The sequence below is a fragment of the Hyalangium gracile genome (genome assembly GCF_020103725.1).
Lineage (GTDB): Bacteria > Myxococcota > Myxococcia > Myxococcales > Myxococcaceae > Hyalangium > Hyalangium gracile.
Window position 1 is genome coordinate 134,035 of record NZ_JAHXBG010000022.1, and the last position, 23,353, is coordinate 157,387.

The following is a 23,353-nucleotide window of genomic DNA, read 5'->3' on the forward strand; positions in this document are numbered from 1 at the left end:
CGTCTCCGAGCTGGCTGAGGGGAACTCGCCCACAGAGTGTGCAGAGGGAACCCGTGTGCCAGGAGGCCAATCCTGGAGGTCTTGCTTCGTTGTCCGAACCTTCTGCCGGACTGGGTGCGGAGCGGAGGGAAGTGCTGGACACAGCCTACGGCCGCGCAGGTACGTGCTGGAAGTGTCGACAACCTTGAGTGGGAAAATGTCCGAGAAAGCGCTGCTTGCTGCGATTGAGACAGGGGACGAGGCTGAGGTCGAGAAACTCCTGGCGCAAGGAGTCGATCCGAATTGCCAGACGGAAGATGGCTGGCCCGCCTTGTTTCTGGCCATAGAAGAGGGAAGGCCCAGGGCGGTTCGTGCGCTGCTGGACCGTGGGGCCGACGCGAACTCCCGGATGCAGGGAGATCCTGCTCTCCTGGTCGCCGCGTTTCGCGGCAACGGGGCTATCGCGCAGCTCTTGGTGGAGCATGGGGCTCAGGTGAATGTCCGCGGCAGTGAAGGGGAGATGCCGCTCAAGGTGGCCGCGGAGCAGGGGAATCGAGAGATGGTTCGACTCTTGCTGGAGGCAGGGGCTGATCCAAGGAGCGTGGGTGGGGTCGGCGGTATGACGGCATTGGGTGCCGCGGCAGAGTCAGGGCATGCCGAGGTAGTGCAGCTCCTGCTCGAAAAGGGGGGTGATGTTCACCAGCGGGATGCGTATTACGAGACCGCTCTCCAAGGCGTTCTGCTCAAGAACGCGCGCGCTCCCGACGAACGGCTGGAGAAGGTCATCCGGATTCTGCGCCAGGCTGGAGCCAGGTGATGGCATGAGGTCATCCCCTCGTGCTCGAACGTCCGGTCATCTGCCCCAGCGTCCCCCAGATGGCTGGCGGAGGGCGGCCCGCACCGTCCCTCCCGCCGGAACGAAGCGTGAGGGTGGGCGAGGCGCCGCGCGCGCTGACGGATTACTGGCAGAGCCTGCGCATCCAGCGGCGTAACGGTTCTTTGTCGAAAGAGAACCAGCCGGTGCGCTCCTCCAAGAAGAAGGGCTCGAGCAGCAGCGCCAGCTCGCGGTATTGGGACGGGGAGAACTTCTTCTCGGTGTCGAGGGTCTCTGGCCACTCGGTGAGGGTGAGCAGCAGGCGTTCACCGTCGAGGGGCTGGAAGGAGACCTCCGGGAAGGGGAGCTTCTGGTGAAGGGCCTCGGGACCACCGAGCTGGCCGAGCAGGGGCTGGCCCAGGAAGGTGAGCCAGTAGGCGCCTCGAGCGCGGGTGCCGATGACACGGCTCGTGTCTTCGAGGTGGTAGAGATCCAGGCCCCGGTAGCGAGCGAGGAGTGGGAGGAGCTCCCTGCGGGCGGCGTACCACATGCCATGGGGAGAGATGACGGCGAGGCTGGCGTAGCCGAAGCTGAAGGGCAGCTCGCGAGCGAGCTCCAGGGCCAGGGTGCGCAGATGACCTGGGCCGCGCTCCAAGAGGTACTCGGTGGGAAAGGTAAAGGACACCCCGCTGGTCCAGTCCTCGTCGCCAGAGAAGTTCGGGTCCTCGAGCTGCCGGCCCCGGTACTCGAAGTGGTAACCGCCCACTTCGCTCGCATCCTCCTCGAGATCGACGTAGCAGGCGGCAGCCCACTGGCGTTCAAGGATTTGCCAGCGGATGTGCTCCCAGCCCTTGTCATCGAGCGGGAGGGTGTCGCCATCGTCCGAGCCGTACCAGGCCAGCGACTGTGGGGGAGTGGCACGGCGGTAGGCTTGCAAGGCCCGCCACACGGAGGGGGCTACCTCGTGGTGTGAGCTGCGCATGAAGAAGCAGAGCACGATGCCATCGCGGGCCACCACGTCGCCGAGGTCTGTCCGCAAGCGGATGACGGGAATGTTCTCTCTCATTGGCTGATTCCCCTGCGCGGCGAGATGATCCTTGCCTCCCCCCCCAGCGCTTCCTTGTAGATTTCACCTTGGGTGCGGCCGGCATAGGGGCTGTCCTCTCCATAACGTGTCCATCGCGCCTCATTGGTCTGAGGACAGGGAAACTTGAAGTCCAGGGTGAGTACGGACTGCAGCAAGCTGCTGCGGCCGGCATGAAGGACGATGTCGGGTTCGATGGTGCGCCACAGCTCACGGGTGCAGCCTTGAGCGATCAGGCGCGCCACCTCTTGCTTGCTGACGGGCTCGAGGAACTTCGCGTTGGGGTAGTAGCGGTAGCGCTGCTGGATGCTGAAGGGGGCAGGCCAAAGCTGCTCGAGCACCTGCTGAGCGCACTGGAATGCAACGGTATGTTTCAGCTCTCCCAGGTGCATGGCGCGAGAAATGGGGGCAGCACAGCCGTCCACGAACACCTCCTCGCCGCACTCCTGGCGGGTGGGGGAGCGGTTGCCGAAGAACTGGGAGTTGACCTGGCGCTCGGCCAGCCTGGCGCACTCAACGAGCTGTTCCTCGAACTCGCCTATCGCGTTGTCGTTCTCGAGCAAGGCGAGCAGTGCGGGGACAGACCGGCCGAGGATGGAGGCGACGGCCGCAGTGGTGGTGGAAGCCGCGGAACTCCCCCCCTCGATGACGGCGGAGGCATGGGTCATCCTAGCGGCCGTCTCCGAGTCGAGGCGCAAGTCCCTGTGCGAGGAGCGTTGGGGGGTGGCACAGGCTGCGAGGACGGTACAGGCCAGCCACAGGTGTGTGAGCGTCCAGCGCATGGTTCGGCGGGAGCGGAGCATGGGTGGAAATCAAAGAGGACCCTGGCGCTCACGTCAACCGCTCGCCCACGCGTGGGCTGAAGCCACGTTTGGACATCCCCTCGTGCCCGAACGTCAGGTCATCTACCCCAGTGTCCCCCAGATGGCTGAGCGGAACGCCCACAACGCGTGCAGAGAGCAGCGGGTGCCGCCCTTCTGAAACCGGACTAATACTGCTTGGTCACCTAAAGCAACAGTGGAGAGATTTGGACCTCCTGTAGATCCCGTGGGCTGCCGTGTACACCGCAACCCTGATGGCGGCTCACGGGTTTGATGCAGCCCGGTGAGCGGATGGATCCGGGACGCGGGAGTTCCAGTTCGATCCTCAGACGCACGGACGCAGGGACACAAGGTCGCGGGTCCCTCGCTGCGGGGCGGGTCCCCCCGTTCTGACGGGTCCGCCCGCCCCGGCGTCCCGCTCTCCCAAGGCTTGCAGCTGCCAGCTGTTCAAGAGCCTCCCGGCGGCGCTCTTGCCGAAGTGGCCAGGTTGTCCGACAAGTTGGGCCGGCTCCTCGGCCACGGCACGCTCTGCTCTCAGGCGGCCAGCGCGCGTCGGGAGCTTCGGGTGCTCTGCATGGGCCTGTCAGTTCGATGGCGACAGCGGATCAGTTCGGCACTGGCAGCGGAGGCGTCAGCGACAGACCGCCGCAGCACAGGTGAATCATGGCCGTGAGCGCCTCGGCGCTGTGAAAGCCAAAGGCCCTGCGGGTGATGAGGCGAATCTTGTTATTGAGGCCTTCCACCAAGCCGTTGCTCAACCCAGTGGAGATATAGGCGAGGATGCCCTGCTTGAAGCGCCGAATCGTCCTGCTGAGCTTGACGAAGGGCTTGAGCTTGGAATGAGAGGCCCACTGCGCCCAACCGTCCAGGTGCTGCTCGGCGCGCCCTGGCTGACGATAGTCCAGTCCCTTGGCCAGGCTCTCCTTGAGAAGGTAGGCGCGGTACAGACGCTTGTTGGTGCGCGCCACCTCGGACAGCTTCTGCCCCTGGCGCTGGGTGAGGTTCCACGGATTCTTCAGCAGCGCCCAGCGGCTCTTCTTGAGCGCACGGCCCTCGGCAGCGCCGCCCAGCAGGCCCACCTCCTGCCTACGCACGGTGTCCACCGCCTCGCTGGCCAGCTTCTGCACGTGGAACCTGTCGAACACCTTCTGCGCCTGAGGCGCTCGGGCCTCCACTGCCGCCTGGTAGGCAGCGCCCAGGTCCATGCTGACGTGCGTGAGCGCCTGCGAACGCTCCGGCCCCAACTCGTCGAAGAACTTCTGCAGCGTCTTCTCCCCCTTGCCCTCTGCCACCCACACCACTCGTTTCTTCAGGTGGTCCACCACCACGGTGACGTACTCATGGTGGCGGCGGAAGGACAGCTCATCCACTCCGATGATGTACAACTCCTCAAGCCGGGAGGAATCCAACCTGGCCTGCACCACGCGCTGGACCACCGTGCCCACCGTGCGCCAGTTGATGCCCATCAACCGGCAGGTGGCCGTCTTGTCCATGCGCTGCGCCAGCCACGCCGTCAGCTCGTCGAACTCATAGGTGAAGTGCGAGCCGTGGGCCGCCCAGGGCACGCGCTCCACTTTCACCCCGTGCTCGCGGCAGAGCACCCGCCGCGGCGCATAGCGCAGCCAGAACGCCGTACGCCCCAGCGAAAGGTGCCTCCACAACCGCGAGGCAGACGTGTCGTAGCCAGGGCTGGGACGCCCGCACTCTCCGCACCGGGCGCGACGTTGGCGGGGGCGCACCTGCACTTCCACTCCGTGCGGCTCGAACTGCGCCCCTCTCACCACGAGCGCTTTGACTCCCAGCAACCGCCGCAGCACCTCCTCCACCCCCACCCGCGCCACCGCCCGTCTCCGGCCAGCCTTGCTCAGCCACCTCCGCCAACATCGCGTCGGGGCCCACTGCAAAGCGCCTGCCAGCCTCACCCTCTGGCGCTACGCTCGGGCCGTCTCCTCGGACCGGCTCCCGCTACGGACTCCGCCGTCCACAGAGCGAGACCCACGGAGCCTGCAAGAGAGCCGAAAAACCCATGGCCATAACGATTCACGGTGTGAAGTGCTAAGAGCACCGGTTGCGCCGCTGGTGGCGCAGCATATAGGAGGTACTTGTGCGTTACCGTCGTGCAATCACTGTCGTTGCGACGCTCTCCCTGCTCGCGGCCTGCCAGGGCGACTATTCCTCTTCACCCGCTGAGCCCTCTGGACAGTCGGGAATCTGGGCGAAGGTTCCCCCTACTCCCGGGCCTGTTGGCGGTGGCTGGGTCCCTGTGCGAGGTGGTGAGCCTGTGCAGGTCGCGTTTTCGGTGATCAGCGGTCACGCCATCTTCGAGGGAGATATCGATCTGGGGCCGGTCGAGGAAATTCCCACCACCCACGCGCAGGCGCTGCAGCGAGCCCACACCGACGGCGTGCGGAGCATGGGCATTGTCATCGACGGGTATGACAAGCGCTGGCCCTTGGGCAGGGTGCCCTATGTCATCGATCAGGCTCTTCCCATGCAGTACCGGGTGAACGACGCTATCGCTCACATCGAGGCCAACAACCCTGGCGTCGACTTTGTTCCGCGTGCTCCTTCTGACGCGGACTATATCTACATTACTCCTTCCACGGTGTGTAACTCTTATGTCGGGCGTAGGGGCGGCATGCAGGTCATCAATCTCGCGGACGGTTGCGGCACGGGGAGCACTATTCACGAACTGCTCCATGCCCTGGGGATGTGGCACGAGCAGAGTCGCTGTGACCGGGATGGCTATGTGCAGATCTATCTTGAGAACGTCCAGCCTGGATATGAGTATGCTTTTGATCGCTATTGCTCGAATGCCTCGGACATGTGGAGCTATGATGAGAGGTCCATCATGCATTATCATCCGTATGCTTTTTCCAGGAACGGGCTGCCCACTCTTCGCTCCCTCCGTGGGTTGGATTCCCTCATGGGACAGACCTCTGGGATGAGCGCGCTGGACGCATACACAGTGCGCATGATGTACAGAGACCCGATTGTTTGTGGCAACGGCCAGTGTCAGACGGGCGAGACCTTCACCACCTGTCCCGTGGATTGCCAGTCATCCTGTGGCAACCTGGTTTGCGAGAGCGGCGAGGCTGGCACGTGTCTGCTTGACTGCACGGTCTGTGGTGATGGCACCTGTGACCTGTCGGAGTGGGTGTACTCAAGCTGCTATTGGGACTGTGGGGTTGTCGTGATCCCGACGCCTTGAGTTGTTGGAGCGGCATAGGGGAGGAGGCCTCGGCACGTACACTGCAACAGGAGGCGAGGTCCACTTTCTTCCCTTGCGACCCTCCCTACGTCTCAAGGATGCCGCGCTCCACGTTCCTCGTGCTCGGGGACTGAGCGTCGTGGAAGAGCGGGACGCCGGGGCGGGAGGACCCGTCAGCGACGGGGGACCCGCCCCGCAGCGAGGGACCCGCGACCTGTGTCTCTGCGGCCGTGCTCCTCGGGGGCCTGCTGCGGGTAGCGGGACTCACGGCCCGTCGTACACCTCGACCTCGTGGATGGAGTACCCGTACGATGCCTCGAACTGTGCGCGCTTCTTCTTCGGCAGCCTAGCATCCACTTCGCTCCACCTGCCCGGCTTGCGCTGAGCGTTATGTCGCGTAGGCGTAGCGCGTGAGGCACTTGCCGGGCGAGTTCGTGCAGGCGGGAATCCGGTGATTGCACGCATGGGTGGCCTCGACGGGCGTGTGGCCACTCAAGATGCTCACGTAACCCACGTAGGCATTGTCGCTCATGCGATAGCAATGCCACACGCTCGTGGGGCCTTCCGCCGGGAGGAGTGCATATTGAGAGGCCAGCTGCCGAGAGGTCCGCGGCATCGGTTGATCCTTCACGGGGGCATCCGCGCAGGCGGTGAGCGTGCCCGCCACGATGAACATCGACGAGAGGGTCACCATCTTGTTCTTCATGATTGGCTCCTGACTGTTCGTTGTGGCTGTCGCACCCGGCTGAGTCCGCGCTTCCCCTCATCCTGGGGCCCAGGGGGGATGGCCACCCTGGGTAGGCAAGACCCTATTCCTCGGGCGGTCGTGTCGCTGTGAAGCGCGTCACAGGCTCCCTGTGACTTGCGTCACACCCGTGAGGACCGTCGCAAGGTTCGGTTCCGGGCAAGTCTGCGTGGGCGATGCCCGGCTTGTTCACAGAGATGCCATATTCTCTCCCCGGGGCTGTCACGAAGAGGGGAGAGACTCAGCGTACCGAGTGCCTGGGGGTGAACGCATGTGGATGGCACAACTGGCTGTGGTGCTGGCGATACCCCTCTCCCTGGTGGGGGCCGTCTGGGGCGCGATCCGCATCGTCCGGTGGGCCAGGGCGAATCGCGCGCGGGTCGCAATGGGTGGAGTGGGGGGCTATCTCGACGAGAAGTTCGAGAGCTTACGAGGCTGGCTGGGAGACTGGGTCGATGGGGTCGCCGAGTCAGGAGGGGCACATGTGTCCGATTCCTGCGATGCGTCCGAGGCCAGCTCGGGGAGTGAACGCGGCACTGGAGACGGTGGGAACTGACACTCAGTCCATCAGCTGTTGTGACAGGTAGACGTAGTGCAGCGCCCAGCGGCGGGCGTTCAGCATCGGGTCGGCATCGTTGCTGTGACCGCCGTCGGTGTTCTCGTAATAGAGGTACGGCAGCCCCATCGCCTCGAGCCTCGCCGCGAACTTGCGCGCATGGCCCGGGTGGACGCGGTCATCCTTCGTGTTGGTGGTGATGTACGGCTTCGGGTAGCGGACGCCCGGCTTCAGGTTCTGGTACGCGGAGTACTTCGCGATGAACGCGGCGTCCTCGGGCACCTCGGGGTTGCCATACTCGCCCACCCACGACGCCCCCGCCGGCAGCTTGTGGTAGCGCAGCATGTCGATGAGCGGGCTCTCGATGACCGCCGCGTTGAAGAGCTCGGGACGCTGGGTCATCGCCACGCTGGTGAGCACTCCTCCGTTGGAGCGCCCGTAGATGCCCAGGCGGCGCGGCGAGCTGATCTTCCGCCGGACGAGATCCTCGAGCACGGCGGCGAAGTCGTCGAAGGCCTTCTGCCGGTTCTCGCGCAGCACCGTCTGGTGCCACCGGGGGCCGAACTCGCCGCCTCCGCGGATGTTGGCGATGACATACACACCGCCTCGCTCGAGCCACAGCTTGCCCACCTCCGGCAGGTAGGCGGGAGGCTTGGCCACCTGGAAGCCGCCATACCCATAGACGATGGTCGGAGCCTGTCCCGTGGGCTTCAGCGCCTTGGGCCGGACGACGAAGTAGGGGATGGCGGTTCCATCCTTGGACTTCGCCCAGAACTGCTCCACCTGGTGGGTGGAGGCCTTGAAGCGCGCGGGCAGCGCCTTGCCCTCCTTCACCGTGGTGGCGGCCGCATCCGCGAGCCACAGCCGGGTCGGCTCGAGGAACCCCTGGGACTCCACGAACACCCGCTCATGCGCCACAGAGGCCGCGACGATGCCGACCGAGGCGTTCTTCGGCAGGGGGAGGCGCTTGCGGCTCCAGCGCCCCTTCGCCCATGAGTACACGTCGACCGCGCCCTTCACGTCCTCGTACACGTTGACGACGAGCTTGCCGCGGGTGGCCGCCACGTCCTCGATGGCCTGGCGAGGCCCGGGCTGGAGCACCAGGGCCGGCTGCGCCTTCTCGGGGGCTGACTGAAGCTCGGTGAGCTGCAAGGAGATCAGCGCTCCCTGCTTGAAGCGGCCCCAGTCCTCCTCGAGGGTGAAGACAAGCTGCCCCGCGACGAAGGTCTGGAAGGAGGCCTTCCTCGGCAGCGGCAGCAGGACCGGCTTGCCGTCCGTGAGCAGATGGAACTCGGACTCGAAGAAGGTGACGGCGCGCTTGATGAGCATCGCCCGGAGCTGGCCGTCGGCGTCTCTCAAGGCGAAGGAGCTGGCGTTCACATCGCTCCTCTGGCCGCGGAACACCTCGGTCGCCTGCTCGAGAGGCTCGCCCCGCTTCCAGCGCTTGAGCACGTAGGGGTAGCCGGAGTCGGTGAGGGTGTCTGCGCCCCAGTCCCGACCGAGCAGCAGGGTGTCCTCGTCCATCCACGCGGCGGTCTGCTTGCCCTCCGGCAGCCGGAAGCCGACCTGCACGAAGGCGTTCGAGGTGGTGTCGAACTCCCGGACCTCGATCGCATCCTTGCCGCCGTTGGAGAGGGCCACCAGGCACAGCCGATCCTCGGGAGGCAGGCAGTACTCCCCCTTGAAGATCCAGTTGGCGCTCTCGGCCCTGGCCAGCGCGTCCACGTCGAGCACCGTCCGCCACTCCGGGCTCGGGCTCAGGTAGCTGTCGAGCGAGGTGTGCCTCCAGAGGCCTCGCGGGTGGGTCCGGTCCTGCCAGAAGTTGTCCACGCCGCCCGCCCGGAAGTGGGGCTTGGGGATGCGGTCGGTGGCGGTGAGCAGCTCGAGCGCCTGGGCGTGGAAGGACTCGAAGCGCGGGTCCTTCTCCAGCACGGCCAGGGTCCGCGCGTTCTGTCCTCGGACCCACTCCAGGGCGCGCTGTCCCTGCACCTCCTCGAGCCAGAGGAAGGGATCCTCCGGAACGGAGGGGGCGGGGGTTGCCGACAGCACGGCGAGCAACGAGGTGGCGAGCAGGGAAGACATGCTCCCTTCCTCACCTCAGGCGGCACCCAAGGTCAAGGCAGCAAGCCTCGCGGCAGGGGGCGCCCCTGGGACTGCTGCTTGCAATGCGCAAGTAGCAGGGGTATGGCTCGGACTGCTTGCACATCACAAGTAGTCTGAACCAGGGGGTTCCACATGTCGCTCGTGCTCTACGGTCATCCGTTCTCGTCGTACACGCAGAAGGTGCTCATCGTGCTGTACGAGAACGGCACGCCGTTCGAGTTCCGCTCCATCGGGCCGGAGACGCCGCGGCACACGGCCGAGTGGCTGCGGCGCTGGCCGCTGCGCAAGTTCCCGCTGCTGGTGGACGGCGAGCGCAACGTCGTCGAGACCAGCATCATCATCGAGTACCTGCAGTTGGTGCATCCCGGGCCCGTGCGCATGCTGCCCGCGGAGCCGATGGCCGCGCTGGACGTGCGCTTCCTCGACCGCTTCTTCGACCTGCACGTGATGAACGTGGTGCAGCATGCGGTCGCCGGAGCGCTGACGGGTGATCCGGTGAAGCGCCGCGACGGCCTGGCGTTTGCCGTGGAGAAGCTGGAGCTCGCCTATGCGTGGCTCGAAGGGCACCTCGCCGGCAGGACCTGGGCCGCGGGGGAGGACTTCACGCTGGCCGACTGCGCGGCCGCGCCCTCACTGTTCTACGCGGACTGGACGCACCGCATCTCCGAGTCCTACCCCGTGCTGCGTGCCTACCGCGCGCGGCTGCTGGCCCGCCCCTCCTTCGCGCGGGCGGTGGACGAGGCGCGGTACTTCCGGCCGAACTTCCCCCTGGGAGCGCCGGACCGGGATTGAAGCTCGCCCCCGCAAAGCGAACTCCGCCTGGAGAGCTCACCCGGTCGAGTGAGCTACCCAAGCGGAGCCGGGTGCTTCAGGGGAGACTCAGTTGCCAGCGCGCATCAGGTCGGCAATCTTGAAGGCCGCGAACTGACCCACGTTGTAGCGGTCGCCCTGCGCGGCAGGCGTCTGGTCGCCCTTGCGGGAGCTCATCACGCCCTTGACCAGGTCCAGCACGCCGCCCGAGTTGTTGAGCTGCGAGCCCAGGCCGATCACGGAGCCGAGGCCCGTCTTGCTCAGCAGCGAGCCGGCCTTGCCCAGCAGGCCGCCACCGAGGTTGCCCACGAGGCCGCCGATGATGCCCTTGATGCCGCCACCGTTGAGGACGCCGTTCGCCATGCCGACGACCTTCGCGGCGCCAGCGATGAAGGGGCCGACGCCCGGGATGAACGACGCGATCTTCCCGAGGGGACCATTGAGGAGCTTGTTCGCGAAACCGACCGCCTTCTTCGCGAAGTCCCCGACCTTCTTGAACGCCTTGCCAATGCTCTTGACGACCTTGCCCATGGCTAACTCTCTTTTGAAAGGATGAGGTACTGCGTTGAAGGAGTTATCGGCAGGAGCCGGGAAAAGGTGCGTGGAATCGTGCGAATCAGAGATTCCACTTGGAAGATCAGGGCTTTAGCGGGTTTCGCCCCTGCTTCACCGCATCCTCGAGCCCCTGATCCGGGTTGGCCTGCACGGCCTTGCCCGTCGGAGAGAGCTCCACGGCCTTCTTGCGCTGATCGTCAAAGCCGCTGGGAGCCTGGCCGGCCTTGATGGCCTCGACGCTGGCGCGCACGTTGGCCTCGATGGCCTCGGCGGTCGGCGGCTCGACGCCCATCTTCCTCAGGTTCTCGTCGCTGACGACGAGGAAGGCGGGCTCCACGCCCGGGTTGTTCAGGTAGTAGCCGACGGTGTTCACGAACTCGTCGAGGCTCATCTCGAGCTCCGCGGCGATCTTCGCCACGTTCGGGTCCGAGAGGATCTTCGCGCGCAGCTCGGCGGAGATCGGCGGGGGGCCGTCGAGATGCTCCACATCCACATCCGGTCTATCCGGTCCATCGCTCATGCAAAACCTCGGGGGCACAATTGGGGGCGATGATTATGGTGGCGGCGACCCGGCCTTGTCGATGGAAGTCACGGCTCGGATCAATCCGTGAAGAGCAATTGCTCTGTTGAGAAGACGGCAATAGCCTGGGCCTCTTTTGCGTTGGGGGACTCCATGGCCAGGCAGGTGTCGTTCTTTCTCAATGGCAGGTCCGTTACGATTGAGGATCCGTCTCCGGATCTGCTGTTGATTGACTATCTGCGCTCGCCAGAAGTGGCGCTGGCCGGGCCGAAGAAGCCATGCGGGCAGGGCGGCTGCGGCGGCTGTACCGTCATCCTCTCGAGCTGGAACGAGAAGAAGCGGCGCGCCGAGCACCGCGCCATCAACTCCTGTCTGAGGCCGGTGCTGGCGCTGGAAGGCCTGGTGGTGACGACGGTGGAGGGCACTGGCGCCGCGCGGCGTCCGAACCCCAAGCACCTGAGCCACTCCGCCACCTACTTCCGCGAGGGCGCGCTGCCGGAGCTGAAGAACCCGCCCCGGCCGGTGGTGGTGCAGGCCCAGGAGGCGGCCAACCGCAAGCGCCTGGAGGTGATCGCCCGCGTCAACAAGGCCAAGGCGCCCCGGGTGCTGGCCGCCAAGCTCCGGGAGGAGGTGCCGCACCACCCCATCGAGTTCTCCCATGAGGGCATGAACCCGGTGGCCCACCGGCTGGCCATGAACAACGGCACGCAGTGCGGCTACTGCACCGTGGGCTTCGTGATGAACATGTCCGAGTTCATCACCAACAACCCCAAGGCCACCAAGCGCGAGATCGAAGAGGCCTTCGACGGCAACCTCTGCCGGTGCACGGGCTACCGCTCCATCCTCACCGGCATGAAGACCTTCGCCTCCGACTGGACCCAGGAGGATGCGGACAACCGGATGCGGTGCCTGCCGGATGACTACGCCGCGCAGCAGCTCCCCGCATCGAGCGTCGTGATTCCGTTCCCGGAGGAGGCGCAGGTGCCCGCCCGGGGCGTCTCGCTGGAGGACGACTCGAAGGTGTGGCGCACGCCCACCAGCCTGGCGGAGCTGGCCGGGCTCATGCGCGAGCACCGGGGCCGCAAGGTGCGCCTGGTCCACTCCAACACCGCCTACGGCATCTACAAGGAGGAGTACCTGGAGGCGGAGATCTACCTGGACATCCGCTTCATCCCCGAGCTGAACGCGCCGCCCAGGGAGACGAAGGACGGGCTGCGGGTGGGGGCGGGGATGAACTACAGCGAGTTCATCCGGGTGCTGGAGGGCACGATGCTCTCGGTGGGCCAGGCCAAGGTCCGGAAGAACGAGGAGACGGACTACCCGGAGACGACGCGGCTGGGGGCCACGCGCTTCATGGCGAGGCGGACGGCCGGGCGCATCGTGCGCAACGCCGCGACGCTGGGCGGCAACACGATGCTGGTGCTCCAGCACATCGCCCAGGGCGAGCCGTTCCCGTCGGACGTGTTCACGGTGCTGGCGGCCATCGACGCGCGGATCGAGTACCTGGACACGCAGGAGGGCGAGAGCGCCCAGCTTCGGAGCAGCACGGCCCAGGAACTGGTGGAGCAGGTCATCGCCCGGCCGGAGCTGGCCGACAGCATCGTCCTGGTGGCCTACCTGGTGCCGTTCGGCAGGCGGAACGAGGTGGTGCTGGCGCAGAAGGTGGCGCTGCGAGACGTCAACGCGCACAGCATCCTCAACGGGACCAGCCGCCTGCAGCTGTCGAAGTCGCTGGAGGTGGAAGACGCTGTGCTGGTCTTCGGAGGCCTGGCGCCCTACCCGTGGCGCGCTCGGAAGACGGAGAAGGCGCTGCTGGGCAAGCCGCTGTCGCTGGCGGGCGTTCCGGCGCTGGCCAGGGGGCTGGCGGCGGAGGTCGGCGTGGAGCTGGCGCGCTGGTCCAAGCGCATGCAGGGGCTGCCGTCCGAGGGCTTCACCAACGAGTACCGGATGCAGCTGGCCACGGGGTTCCTCTACAAGGCGCTGGTGAACGCGCTGCTGGAGAGCGGCGGCGACGTGCCCCAGGAGCTCCAGTCGGCGGGAGAGATCCAGTGGGGCCACTGGCAGGTCAGCGACGGCACCCAGGACTACGAGCCCCAGCCGTACAAGGCGCCCGTGGCGCTGCCCTACATCAAGGACACGGCGATGCAGCAGGCCTCCGGGCAGCTGCGCTACACCCATGAGCTGCCGGTCCCGCCGCGGACGCTCAATGCCTCCTTCGTCCAGAGCCGGCGGGCGCTGGGCACCTTCGAGTTCATCATCCCTGGCGAGAGCAAGGCGGTGGAGGTGAGCGAGCTGCGCCAGCACCTCTCGAGCCGCTACGGCGGTTTCGTCGATCTCGTCACCGCCGAGGTCTTCAAGGACGGCGGGATCAACAAGCAAGGCATGGGCTCGGACCAGCCGATCCTCGCCGAGGGCGAGGTGAACTACGTGGGCCAGTCCATCGCGCTGGTGCTCGCGGAGACGGAGCAGGAGGCCGAGCGCATCGCCGGGTACGTCACCGAGCGGTGCGTCGCCTACGGCCCGTACAAGCCCAAGAAGAACACCCCGTCGACGAAGATCCAGTCCTGGTGGTCGGAGCCCGTGCTGACCCTGGACGATGCCATCCGCCTGGGGAGCATCTACCCGGACTACCCCACCCAGGCCTCGTTCGTCTCCCACATCTGGAAGGTGACGCGCAACGGCAGCCGCTTCGACTGGGTCACCAAGAAGGACAGCCCGGAGGCGCGGATCGACCGGACGATCGTCAACCGGGAGGGGGCGCTGGACGGCATCCCCTGCCAGATCGTCGAGAGCACGCAGACGTGCGGCGGGCAGGCGCACTTCTACATGGAGCCGCAGGCCGCGATCGCCGAGCCCCTGGACGGCCAGCGCATGCTGATCCGTCCCTCCTCGCAGAGCCCCCAGGAGATGCACCAGACCACCGCCATGGCGCTGGGCACGAACTACAACAACGTCGAGGTGCAGGTGCCGCCGGTGGGCGGCGGCTTCGGCGGCAAGACGGAGCAGACCCGCTTCGTGGTGGGAGCGGCGGCCATCGCCGCGCACGCGACCAAGCGGCCGGTGCGCCTGGTGCTCTCGCGCGACCAGGACACGGCGATGATCGGCAAGCGCCACGCCTACTTCGGCCAGTACCAGATCGCCATCGATCGGGGCGAGGCGGACCCGAGGGACAGGGGCATCATCCGCGGCCTGCTCTACAAGATGTGGGGCGATGGTGGCGCCTTCTACGACTGCTCGTACATCGTCTCGAACTGCATCCAGGCGCGCTCGGACAACGCCTACCGGATCGCCAACTTCGAGAGCCAGATCGACGTGTGCCGCACCAACACGGCGCCGAGCACCGCGTTCCGAGCCTTCGGAGACGTGCAGGGCAAGCTGATGCTGGAGAACGCGGTGGACGACGCGGCCTTCTCCATCGGCATGCTGCCGGAGGACGTGCGCGAGAAGAACCTCTACGAACGCGGGGACGTGACGCCGTTCGGCCAGGCGCTGACGTACTGCTACATGCGCGAGGTGTGGGACTACCTGAAGGACAAGTGCGACTACGCCACGAAGCGCCAGCAGGTGGATGAGTTCAACGCGACCAACCGGTGGCGCAAGCGCGGGCTGGCGATGATGCCGGTGAAGTACGGCTCGGGCTACAACCTGGTGATGCTGGAGCAGGCGGCCGCGGTCGTCTCGGTGTTCCAGGCCGACGGCAGCATCGTCATCCACCAGGGCGGCGTGGAGATGGGGCAGGGGCTGCTGACGCAGGTGCGGCAGATCGCCGCCTACGTGCTCAACGTCCCCATGGACATCATCCGCGTGGAGGCCCCCAGGACGCTGGTGACGCCCAACCCCTCCAGCACCGGAGCGTCGACGGGAACGGCCTACAACGGCGAGGCCGTCAAGCGCACGTGCCAGGATCTGGCCTCGCGGCTGATGGCCTTCGGCTACGAATTGCTGAAGGAGAAGGGGAACGAGTGGTGCCAGAGCCAGGGCATCGACTTCTGGAACCACGGCCAGGCGGGCTGGAACACCCAGGTGCAGCTGTTCCCCAACACGCCGCCGAAGCTCATCTGGCAGAACCTGGTGGCCCTGGCCTACCAGTACCGCGTGAGCCTGGTGGCCACCTTCACCGCGCCCATCCGGGGAGGGGAGACGCCCGTCCCGGTGCTCACCTACAAGCCGCTCGAGGAGCAGCCGGAGATCCCCGGCTACGTCTCGGATCCGAAGGGCCAGCCCGGTGGGTTCGACTCGTTCGTCGGCTTCACCTACTCGGCGGCGTGCTCGGTGGTGGAGGTGGACATCCTCACCGGCGAGTCGAAGGTGATCAGCTCGGACATCGTCTACGACATGGGCCGCAGCCTGAACCCGGCCATCGACGTGGGCCAGGTGGAGGGCGCCTTCGTCCAGGGCATCGGCTACGTGCTGTCCGAGAAGCTGGAGTTCGAGCCCGAGGGGCCGGAGGCGGGCCGCCTCAACTCGGTGAACACCTGGCGCTACAAGCCACCGGCCGTCACCAGCATCCCGCTGGAGATGAACGTGTCCTTGTTCCCGCGCAGCCTGGCCAAGGACGTCCCGGAGAGCCCCACCGACGGCATCTTCTCCTCGAAGGAGATCGGCGAGCCGCCGCTGGTGCTGGCCACCAGCGTCTTCCTGGCGGTGAAGGCGGCCATCCGCGCCTCGCGCCTGGAGCGCAAGCTGGACGGCCTGTTCCGCTTCGACGCTCCGGCCACCGTGCAGGAGGTGCGCAGGGCCTGCGAGGTGAGTGAGAAGGATCTCAAGGCGTAGTCACTCGTGCGGTTTCAACAGGAGAGAGCCATGTCGAGAATGAAGTGGATGTTCGCTCTGGGGGGCGTCGTGGCATCGGCCGCGCTGTGGGCCTGCGCGACCATGGGCCAGGGGGGAGCCGAAGGCGGAGGGCAGCAGGGTGGGGGTGACCCCCTGACCCAGGCGGGGACGTGCGCGGGGCCGTACCCCAGCTACTGGCAGGATCCGAAGTTCACCAGCACGGGGATGTGGCAGGGCCAGCAGATCTCCAACCAGCCGCCCGCGGACTGGAAGGGGCCCATCTTCCGGCTGAGCCAGAAGTACCCCGAGGCGCTGCCGCCCGAGGAGAACGTGCCCTGGAAGGCGTTCAACCCCTTCAAGGCCGGGCTGAGCCAGGAGGACAAGCGCAAGCAGGCCTATGAGTACTCGTGGGCCGTGCTGCGCTACATCCAGGAGGGCAACGTCGATCAGGGCGCCTCGGGTGGCGACATCGAGAAGGACTGGACGCTGTGCAACAACCCGGTGCGCTCCTGGGTCCACATCCCCTTCCAGACGTACGAGCCGCTGGGCGGGCGGGAGTTCATCCACGGGCTCACGCGTGAGGCGCCCGTCACCTTCACCATGAAGAATGGCACGCAGCTGAAGAGCACCGTCTGGGCGGTGGGCTTCTACAACCCCCGCGCCGCGTACACGCTGGGGCAGACGTGGAGGCCCGACGGCAAGGCGGTGTTCCCCACGAGCAACGTGGCCTTCCCGGAGGGGGCGGTGATCGGCAAGCTGCTGTTCACCACGGCGACGGACAAGGACATCCCCATCCTGTCCAACATGCCGGTGTGGAAGGCCAACATCAGCGATCCGGCGTTCTGTGGCTGCTCGCTCCCGAAGGGGCAGGCGTGCTCGTTCCAGCAGCTCAGCCAGATGTGCCCGCGCTCCGAGGGCCAGGTGACGCTGATGCAGCTCGACATCGCGGTGCGCGACGCCCGCTCTCCCTCGGGCTGGGCGTATGGCACCTTCGTCGCGGATGGGCAGGTGAAGGCGGGCGAGAAGAACCCCTGGAACCGGCTCTCCACCCTGGGGCTCATGTGGGGCAATGACGTGCCGCCCGCGGGACAGCTCGCCATCGCCTACCCGGCGGATCCCCGCAAGAACGGCTTCGCGCAGGAGGTCGTCGAGTGGGAGGTGGCCGATCGCTGGAACGCGACCACGGACGGTGGCCACCTGGGGTGCAACAGCCGGCTGGACGGCCCCGCCGACAGCACGCGCAGCTCCTGCCTGTCCTGCCACATGACGGGCTCCGTCCCGGACAAGAACCGCAAAGTGCCCGCCTTCATCGTCACCCCCACGGACTCGAGCGGAAAGCCGATCGCCACCGAGGGCCAGTGCGCCCAGGCGCCAGGCCAGCCCGACCTGGATGCCACGTACTTCGCGGAGCTGCCGTGCAGCACCCCGTTCTCGGGCACGGGCGTGGCGAAGCCGCAGTACCCCAATGGCTCCACGCAGTGGGTCTCCACGGACTTCTCGCTGCAGCTGTCCATCAGCATGGTCCAGTGGATGGAGTGGCAGGCGGATCAGGTGGAAGAGGCCAACGGGCCGCGCATCATGCAGGGCGTCCTGCCGGGACGCTGACACGAACGCGGGCCGGCTCCTCCAGGAGAGGCGGGAGGAGCCGGCCGTGCTTCGGGATGACTACTTGCAGATGAGCGAGGCCTTCGGTGTGAAGTTGGCCTGCTGCGCCGCCAGCCGCTCGGACTCGATGCGGTTGATGTACTGCTCGCGCTGCAGGATCTCGTTGCGGATATAGGCGGTGACGTTGGCCGGCGATTGCAGGAGCCGTCCGAAGCCGCCGCTCACCGCGGACACGGTGGCCGCGCCCAGCGGCGGGTTGTGCATGGCGAAGTCGGCTGCCTTGGCCACGCTCTGGATGAAGGTGCCGGGGTCGAACTTCACGGACACCAGCGGCATCTTCGCTTCGATGCCCTTGATGCCCATGCCGAACCCGAACTCGAACTTCCAGCCCACCTCCACCCCAAGACCGGCCGCCTCGGCGCTCACCGACGCGAGGTTCAAGCCGATGGCCGCCTTGACCTCCGTGAGGGAGATCTTCGCTCCGGCGGAGAACCCGACCATCTGGGCCGCGACCTTGGCCTGGATGCCAGCGATCTCTGCTTCGCTGCCGTAGTAGAGCGCCGAGGCCTTCACCTGGACATCCATCTGGGGGCCGCCCTTCGAGGCCTGGCTCCCCGCGGCGGTGACGCTGTAACGGAGGACCTGGATCCCGCTCGGGAGGGTCTCCACCTGGCCCGTGTAGCTGATCAGCTTCAGCTCGGTGCCCGTCTTCACCGGATCTCCCAGGCCCTCCTTGCCGGTCGGGTCGAGGAAGTCGAGCGGCTGGTTGCGGACGTAGCCGTACAGGTTACACTCCACCGGGCTGCCCAGGCACTTGTCGGGGGACTCGAGGAAGAGCGGGTCCGGGGTGATGAAGCGGTTGAGCGTGGCGTCGTAGTCACGCACGCCCATGCGGATGAAGCCCAGGTCCGCGTCATAGGCCTTCTGGACATAGTCCAGGGCCGCGGCGGAGGAGGGGTGGGTGGAGCGGTTGCCGAAGGGCGAGGCCAGGCGAGGCGTGCCGTTGGCGTCGGCCAGGACGGTGCCTCGGTGGTCCGCGGCCAGGGGCTGGAAGGTGCCGTTCTTGAGCAGGCCCACCAGCTGGCCCTCCACGCGCACCGGCAGGGACAGGCCGGACGCGTCCAGGTAGCTGCCGCCAGGGAGGTAGGCGGCCACCGGGCCGAGGGTGGTGCCATTGAGCTTCAGGATGCGCTCGCCGGCCTCATCGTAGAGGAACTTCCAGACGGTGGCGCCCCGCTGGGCCTGGGCCACCTGGCCGTTGGGGCCGTAGGTGAGGAGCAGGTCGTCCTTGGCGACGGTGCGGCCCAGGGCATCGAAGGTGTAGACGGCGCTGCCCGCCGTGAGGGTGTTGCCGTTGCGGGTGAGCGGGCGGTGGTTGGCGCCCTCCGTGATGGAGGTGGGCAGGCCCACGCTGTCGAAGCCGTAGCCGTAGGTGCTCTGCGCATCGGTGGAGCTGGTGAGGAAGCCCTGCGAGGAGTAGCCGTACTGGCGGCTGACGCTCGAGGCGCCCACCTGCAGCACCTCGCTCCCGGTGAGTCCCCGGGCATTCAGCTTCCAGCCGGCGGAGGATGTCCACGCGGGCGTCTGCTGGCTCACGAAGGTGCGGCGGCGGGTGAGGCCGTCATAGCCGAAGCCCACCGAGGTCCCCTGGCCGAAGTTCACGAGCGCGAGCTGGCCGTGGGGGTTGTATTGGAGGCTGGCCCAGGGCTGACCGTTCAGCGAGATGGCGCTGACGCGGCCGTAGGCATCCCACGCATAGGTCTTCGTGGTGGTGCCCAGCGCCTGTCCGTTGCCGTCCTTGAGGGTGGCGCTCTCCTGCAGGACGCTGCTTCCCTCCGCGTAGGTGGACTGGGTCTCCACGGTGCGCCAGCCATCCAGGGTGAAGGTCGTCTTGAGGAGGGTGCCATCCATCCGGTACTGGAGCAGCTTGGTGTAGCCCTCGCCGGTGATGGCGGTGAGGAAGCCCGGCCAGCTGGTGTTGGTGGGCTGCGCGGGGGTGGCTCCGTCGAAGTAGAAGCGGTAGGTCTGCGTGGCGCCGGAGGCCGTGTCCGTGTGGACCGTATGGGTGCGGCGGCCGATGGCGTCGTACTGGTAGCTCTCGGTGCGCGCCAGGCTGGCCTGGGGCGTGAGGAAGCGCTTGGTGCTCAGCAGTCCCGTGGTGGGGGCGTACTGGTACTCCACGGTGGCGATGCCATCGCGCTCCACGCGCGCCACCCGGCCATAGCCGTCATACGTCACCCGGTGGCCCTGGTTGCCTGGCAGCAGCACGCTGCGCAGTCGGCCCAGGGCGTCATAGCCATAGTGGTAGGTGGTGGAGGCCTCGTCCTCGTACCGCACGAGGCGCTTGCCGGCATCCAGGTAGCTGCGGCGGGTGTGCGTGTCGTTGTCCTTCGTCTCCTGGCGCAGCAGGTCTCCCTCCAGGACCCACGACATGGCCGTCTTCTTCTGCACGTCCGAGTGCAGGCGGGTGAGCGCCTCCAGCTCGTAGCCGAAGCCGGCGGCGCGGGCGCTGCTCGTCCACTCGATGCCGCTCAGCAGGGTGGCGTAGTCCAGCGAGGCCATGTCCGTCTGGGCGGGCAGGTTGGGGCGCGTGTGGCCCAGGGTCTTCAGCTGCTGGCGGCTGCGGGTGGTGACGCCGTCGAACACCCAGCCCTCCGGGATGCGGGTAGCCGTGGCCACCTTCTCGCCGGCCGCCGTGGCGTACTCCTGGGTGGTGCTCTTGGCGCCGGAGGCGGCATGCACCAGGGAGGTGGACGCGATGCTGCCCGGACGGGTGGCGGTGGCGTAGTGGTAGGCCAGCAGCACGTTGGGGTTGGCCTCGGTGGCCGCGCCCAGGTTGTCCCACTGCTTGAGCAGCCGCTCCTGCCCGTCATAGCGGAAGCGCTGCGCCAGGGTGTTGAGGCCGCGCCGGGTGGTCAGCGTCAGCAGGCCGTCCTGCGTGGGGCTCCGCTCGGAGGCCTCCACCACCACGCCCCCCGGCTGCGTCACCTTCTTCAGCAGGAGCGTCCCGGCCTCGTACTCGAAGGAGGTGGTGCCCTGGCCCGGAGCGGACACGCTCTTCACGGTGGAGTCCGGGTTGTAGACGACAGACTGCAGCACCAGCGGCCCCTGGGGCCCCAGCGCGTCCACCCGCTCCACCAGGCCCACCGCGTTGCGGACGATGGTGCCCTGGTACTGGAAGTCCAGGGCCGCCTGGGGGTGGGTGCCCGTCAGCGTCAGTGAGGCGGGCAGGCAGTGCAGGTGCTGGGAGAGGGCGGGGAGGTTGGCGCGCTGGCTGGTGGTGGTGAGGCTGCCCCAGGCGGTGGTGTGGACCGACTGGGTGGGGCACAGCCCGTCGAAGGCCAGGGTCTGGCTCTTCTCCCCCAGAGCGAGGGCCGGGTTGGAGGCGTCCCGGAAGCCACGGCCCTCCTCCTTCAGGCGCTTGAAGCCGACGCCCTGGTACGTCGCGTCCTCGTACTGGTGATACTCGTACTCCCGCACCAGCGGCGTGCGCGCGTCGGTGCGGGTGGCGGACGTCATCAACCCCGCGAAGGTGTCGCCGTTGAGGAAGTTCACCGCATGGGTGATGGAGGCGTCCTGGCGCACCACGCTGTCGAAGCCCACCAGGTACTTGCCCTCGCCGTGGTAGCTGGGGCCGAAGTACTGGTACGTGTACGTCGCCTTGTCGTAGCCGGAGGACTCCACCTCCAGCATCTCGAGCACCGGCTGACGGAAGCGCGCCCCGGGCGTGGCGGGCGTGCGCCCGTAGGTGAAGCGCAGCACCGTGCCCTTGCCGTCATCCGCGGTGGCCAGCAGGCCCGTCTCGGGCCGGTCCAGCGAGGCGGTGAAGGCCTGGCCGAACTTCGTCACCGTGAGGCTGATGTTGCCGCTGCCGGCGAAGTCGCCGTTCGCCAGCGGGCTCGTCAGCCCGTCATAGAAGCCGAGCGCCGGGACGGAGAACTCCGCGAAGTGGGTGCCCGTGTTGATGAAGAGCGAGGCGATGTCCGCTCGGGAGAGCAGCACGTCCGTCAGCCCGTCCCGGTTGACGTCCATGAAGGTGGTCGAATAGCTGGACAGCTCCGTCAGGTCCTCCCCGGTCGTGACGCGCACGGGGAGTGTCTGCCCGTCCGTCTCGAAGTCGAGGTGGCCCTTGCCTGGCCACACCACGTAGCCGCCATCGAAGCGGGACACGATGTCCGGCAGGCTGTCGCCGTTCATGTCGTGGACCCAGGAGACCTGGGGGTTGAAGGCGGGCATCAGCATGCCTCCGCTCACGCTCCCGAACGTGACTTCGTGAGGGCCCGTGCTGGTGTTGGGCAGCACCTCGAAGCCTCCCTCGTAGACGCGCAGCAGGTCCGGCTGGAAGTCGCGGTTGACGTCCACCAGGCGGGTGTTGGCGCTCAGCTCCCAGGAGCCCGGCAGCGTCCGGGAGACCATCAGCGCGCCATCACGGCCGCATACCTTCACGTCCGTGTGCGTGAAGGCCGCGTTGTTGCGGACGGACACCACCTGGTAGGTGTCCAGCTGGGGCCACATCTGCGTCAACAGGCGCGGCTCGTTCGAGTCGCTCTCCTGGGGGCGGCAGTCCGCCTCCGTCCCCACGGACGGGGTGGGGAGCTCCTCGGCCCGGAACCCGTTCTCCTCCTGCACGAAGAGGGTGTGGCGCTGGCTGTGCTCGAAGTCGAGCCGCCCATCCCGGTCCGCGTCCAGCAGCGCGGCGCGCGAGGGCTGGATGGAGTCCTCTCCCCAGGCCAGCAGCGCCGAGAACAGCTTGGGCACCGGCTGGAACTGGGCGGTGGAGAGCGCCGCGGCGGGCGAGTGGTAGGTGTAGCGCACGGGGGGCGCCGCCTCGCCAGAGCTGAAGAGCTGCTGCACCTGGGAGAGGTAGAAGGCGGTGCCGACGCCAGCCTCCTGGTACCCGAGCTCATAGCGCCAGCGCTCCTGGAATGTCCCCAGGGTGGCGTGGCGGGCCTTCACCCGCACCTGGGAGACGCGCCGGTCCAGCTGGAGCGCCTGCCCGGAGCGGTAGTCCGAGAAGGTGCGTGCCGTGGAGGCGTAGCTCAGCTCGATGCGGTACTGGAAGCTGCTGCCGGTGCCGCCATAGGAGACAGCGGTGACGAAGAGGCGCCCCGAGGCGTTGGCCTCGTAGTCGAAGTGCGTCTGTCGCCCGGTGGCCGACACCACGTCCCGGAGGTACCAGGCATAGGTGCCCTGGGCCGTGTCGATGCGAGCCTGGCCACCGAAGGTCCACGTGCTGCCGTCCGAGAGGTAGGCGGTGAGCGTCGTGCCCGAGCGGTGCACGCGCACCGGCCCGCTCAGCCCCGCCGGGTACCAGTACCCGTCACTGCCGGCGACCAGGCGGCCCCAGGGGCTGGAGAGCTCGTCGGTGGCGTAGTCCAGATCCCCACGCACCCGCCAGCGGGTGATGGCCAGCGAGGCCTGCCAGCCGTGGCCCCACTCGGACAGGCCCGCGTCGGCGGAGTAGGACGGGAACGGGCTCGCCAGCGGCGCGCCGCGCTCGGTGGGAAGGGAGAAGGACGACGCGAGGGAGAAGCCACCGCGCGCGACATCGGCCGGACCGAAGGCCGTCTGCGCGTAGGTGCCCACGAGCGAGCCGCGCTGGGGCGCGCCGAGCTGGGGCGGTTGGATCTTCGAGTCGCTGAAGGGCAGCGTCTGGGCGGACGCGCCGAGGGAAAGCAAGGTCACGGCGCTGCACAGCAGCCGCCGCAAGGGCAGGAAGGGTTTCATGAGGGGTTTCCGTGAGAGAGAGTCGCGTGGCAGGAGAAGGCGGGCGCCCG

At 67.3% G+C, this 23,353-nt stretch carries 13 protein-coding genes; 5 read left to right on the forward strand and 8 right to left on the reverse strand.

The genetic code is table 11. The features are described 5' to 3' along the window. The first annotated feature begins 196 nt into the window (after positions 1-196). Positions 197-796, forward strand: a complete 600-nt coding sequence (locus KY572_RS34845; protein WP_224247991.1) for an ankyrin repeat domain-containing protein — start codon at positions 197-199, stop codon at positions 794-796. Between the two features lie 142 nt (positions 797-938). On the opposite strand, the gene KY572_RS34850 is transcribed toward KY572_RS34845, so the two are convergent. The 3 genes from KY572_RS34850 to KY572_RS34860 form a co-directional block, all read right to left on the reverse strand. Next, positions 939-1,859, reverse strand: coding sequence for a type VI immunity family protein (locus tag KY572_RS34850; protein ID WP_224247992.1), 921 nt, complete (start codon positions 1,857-1,859; stop codon positions 939-941). After that, positions 1,856-2,545, reverse strand: a complete 690-nt coding sequence (locus tag KY572_RS34855) for a hypothetical protein (protein WP_224247993.1) — start codon at positions 2,543-2,545, stop codon at positions 1,856-1,858. Before KY572_RS34855 ends, KY572_RS34850 begins: the two co-directional genes overlap by 4 nt. A gap of 758 nt (positions 2,546-3,303) precedes the next feature. Continuing rightward, positions 3,304-4,539: an ISL3 family transposase gene (locus tag KY572_RS34860; protein ID WP_407660056.1), complete on the reverse strand. Its 1,236-nt coding sequence runs from the start codon at positions 4,537-4,539 to the stop codon at positions 3,304-3,306. A gap of 440 nt (positions 4,540-4,979) precedes the next feature. On the opposite strand from KY572_RS34860, the gene KY572_RS34865 reads away from it, so the two are divergent. Then, on the forward strand, positions 4,980-5,909 hold the full coding sequence (locus KY572_RS34865) for a M12 family metallopeptidase (protein WP_224247994.1): 930 nt from the start codon (positions 4,980-4,982) through the stop codon (positions 5,907-5,909). 388 nt (positions 5,910-6,297) lie between these two features. Here the strand turns inward: KY572_RS34865 and KY572_RS34870 are convergent, their stop codons facing one another. Continuing rightward, positions 6,298-6,615 carry a hypothetical protein gene (locus tag KY572_RS34870; RefSeq protein WP_224247995.1) on the reverse strand — a complete coding sequence of 106 codons (318 nt, stop codon included), beginning with the start codon at positions 6,613-6,615 and terminating at the stop codon, positions 6,298-6,300. Between the two features lie 598 nt (positions 6,616-7,213). After that, entirely contained in the window at positions 7,214-9,292 is a 2,079-nt protein-coding gene (locus KY572_RS34875) for a prolyl oligopeptidase family serine peptidase (RefSeq protein WP_224247996.1), read from the reverse strand. Positions 9,293-9,445: 153 nt separating this feature from the next. On the opposite strand from KY572_RS34875, the gene KY572_RS34880 reads away from it, so the two are divergent. Beyond that, positions 9,446-10,105: a glutathione S-transferase family protein gene (locus KY572_RS34880; protein ID WP_224247997.1), complete on the forward strand. Its 660-nt coding sequence runs from the start codon at positions 9,446-9,448 to the stop codon at positions 10,103-10,105. A gap of 87 nt (positions 10,106-10,192) precedes the next feature. Here the strand turns inward: KY572_RS34880 and KY572_RS34885 are convergent, their stop codons facing one another. Both KY572_RS34885 and KY572_RS34890 read right to left on the reverse strand, forming a co-directional pair. Continuing rightward, on the reverse strand, positions 10,193-10,654 hold the full coding sequence (locus KY572_RS34885) for a hypothetical protein (RefSeq protein ID WP_224247998.1): 462 nt from the start codon (positions 10,652-10,654) through the stop codon (positions 10,193-10,195). Positions 10,655-10,760: 106 nt separating this feature from the next. After that, positions 10,761-11,198, reverse strand: coding sequence for a hypothetical protein (locus KY572_RS34890; RefSeq protein ID WP_224247999.1), 438 nt, complete (start codon positions 11,196-11,198; stop codon positions 10,761-10,763). A 153-nt stretch (positions 11,199-11,351) separates the two neighbouring features. Between KY572_RS34890 and KY572_RS34900 the strand changes: the two genes are divergently transcribed. Further along, positions 11,352-15,971: a molybdopterin cofactor-binding domain-containing protein gene (locus tag KY572_RS34900; RefSeq protein WP_263452243.1), complete on the forward strand. Its 4,620-nt coding sequence runs from the start codon at positions 11,352-11,354 to the stop codon at positions 15,969-15,971. 30 nt (positions 15,972-16,001) lie between these two features. Beyond that, positions 16,002-17,576 (forward strand): hypothetical protein, encoded by a 1,575-nt coding sequence (locus tag KY572_RS34905; protein ID WP_224248000.1) that lies wholly within the window; start codon positions 16,002-16,004, stop codon positions 17,574-17,576. Between the two features lie 60 nt (positions 17,577-17,636). Here the strand turns inward: KY572_RS34905 and KY572_RS34910 are convergent, their stop codons facing one another. Further along, positions 17,637-23,303, reverse strand: coding sequence for an RHS repeat-associated core domain-containing protein (locus KY572_RS34910; RefSeq protein WP_224248001.1), 5,667 nt, complete (start codon positions 23,301-23,303; stop codon positions 17,637-17,639). Between the last annotated feature and the right edge of the window lie 50 nt (positions 23,304-23,353).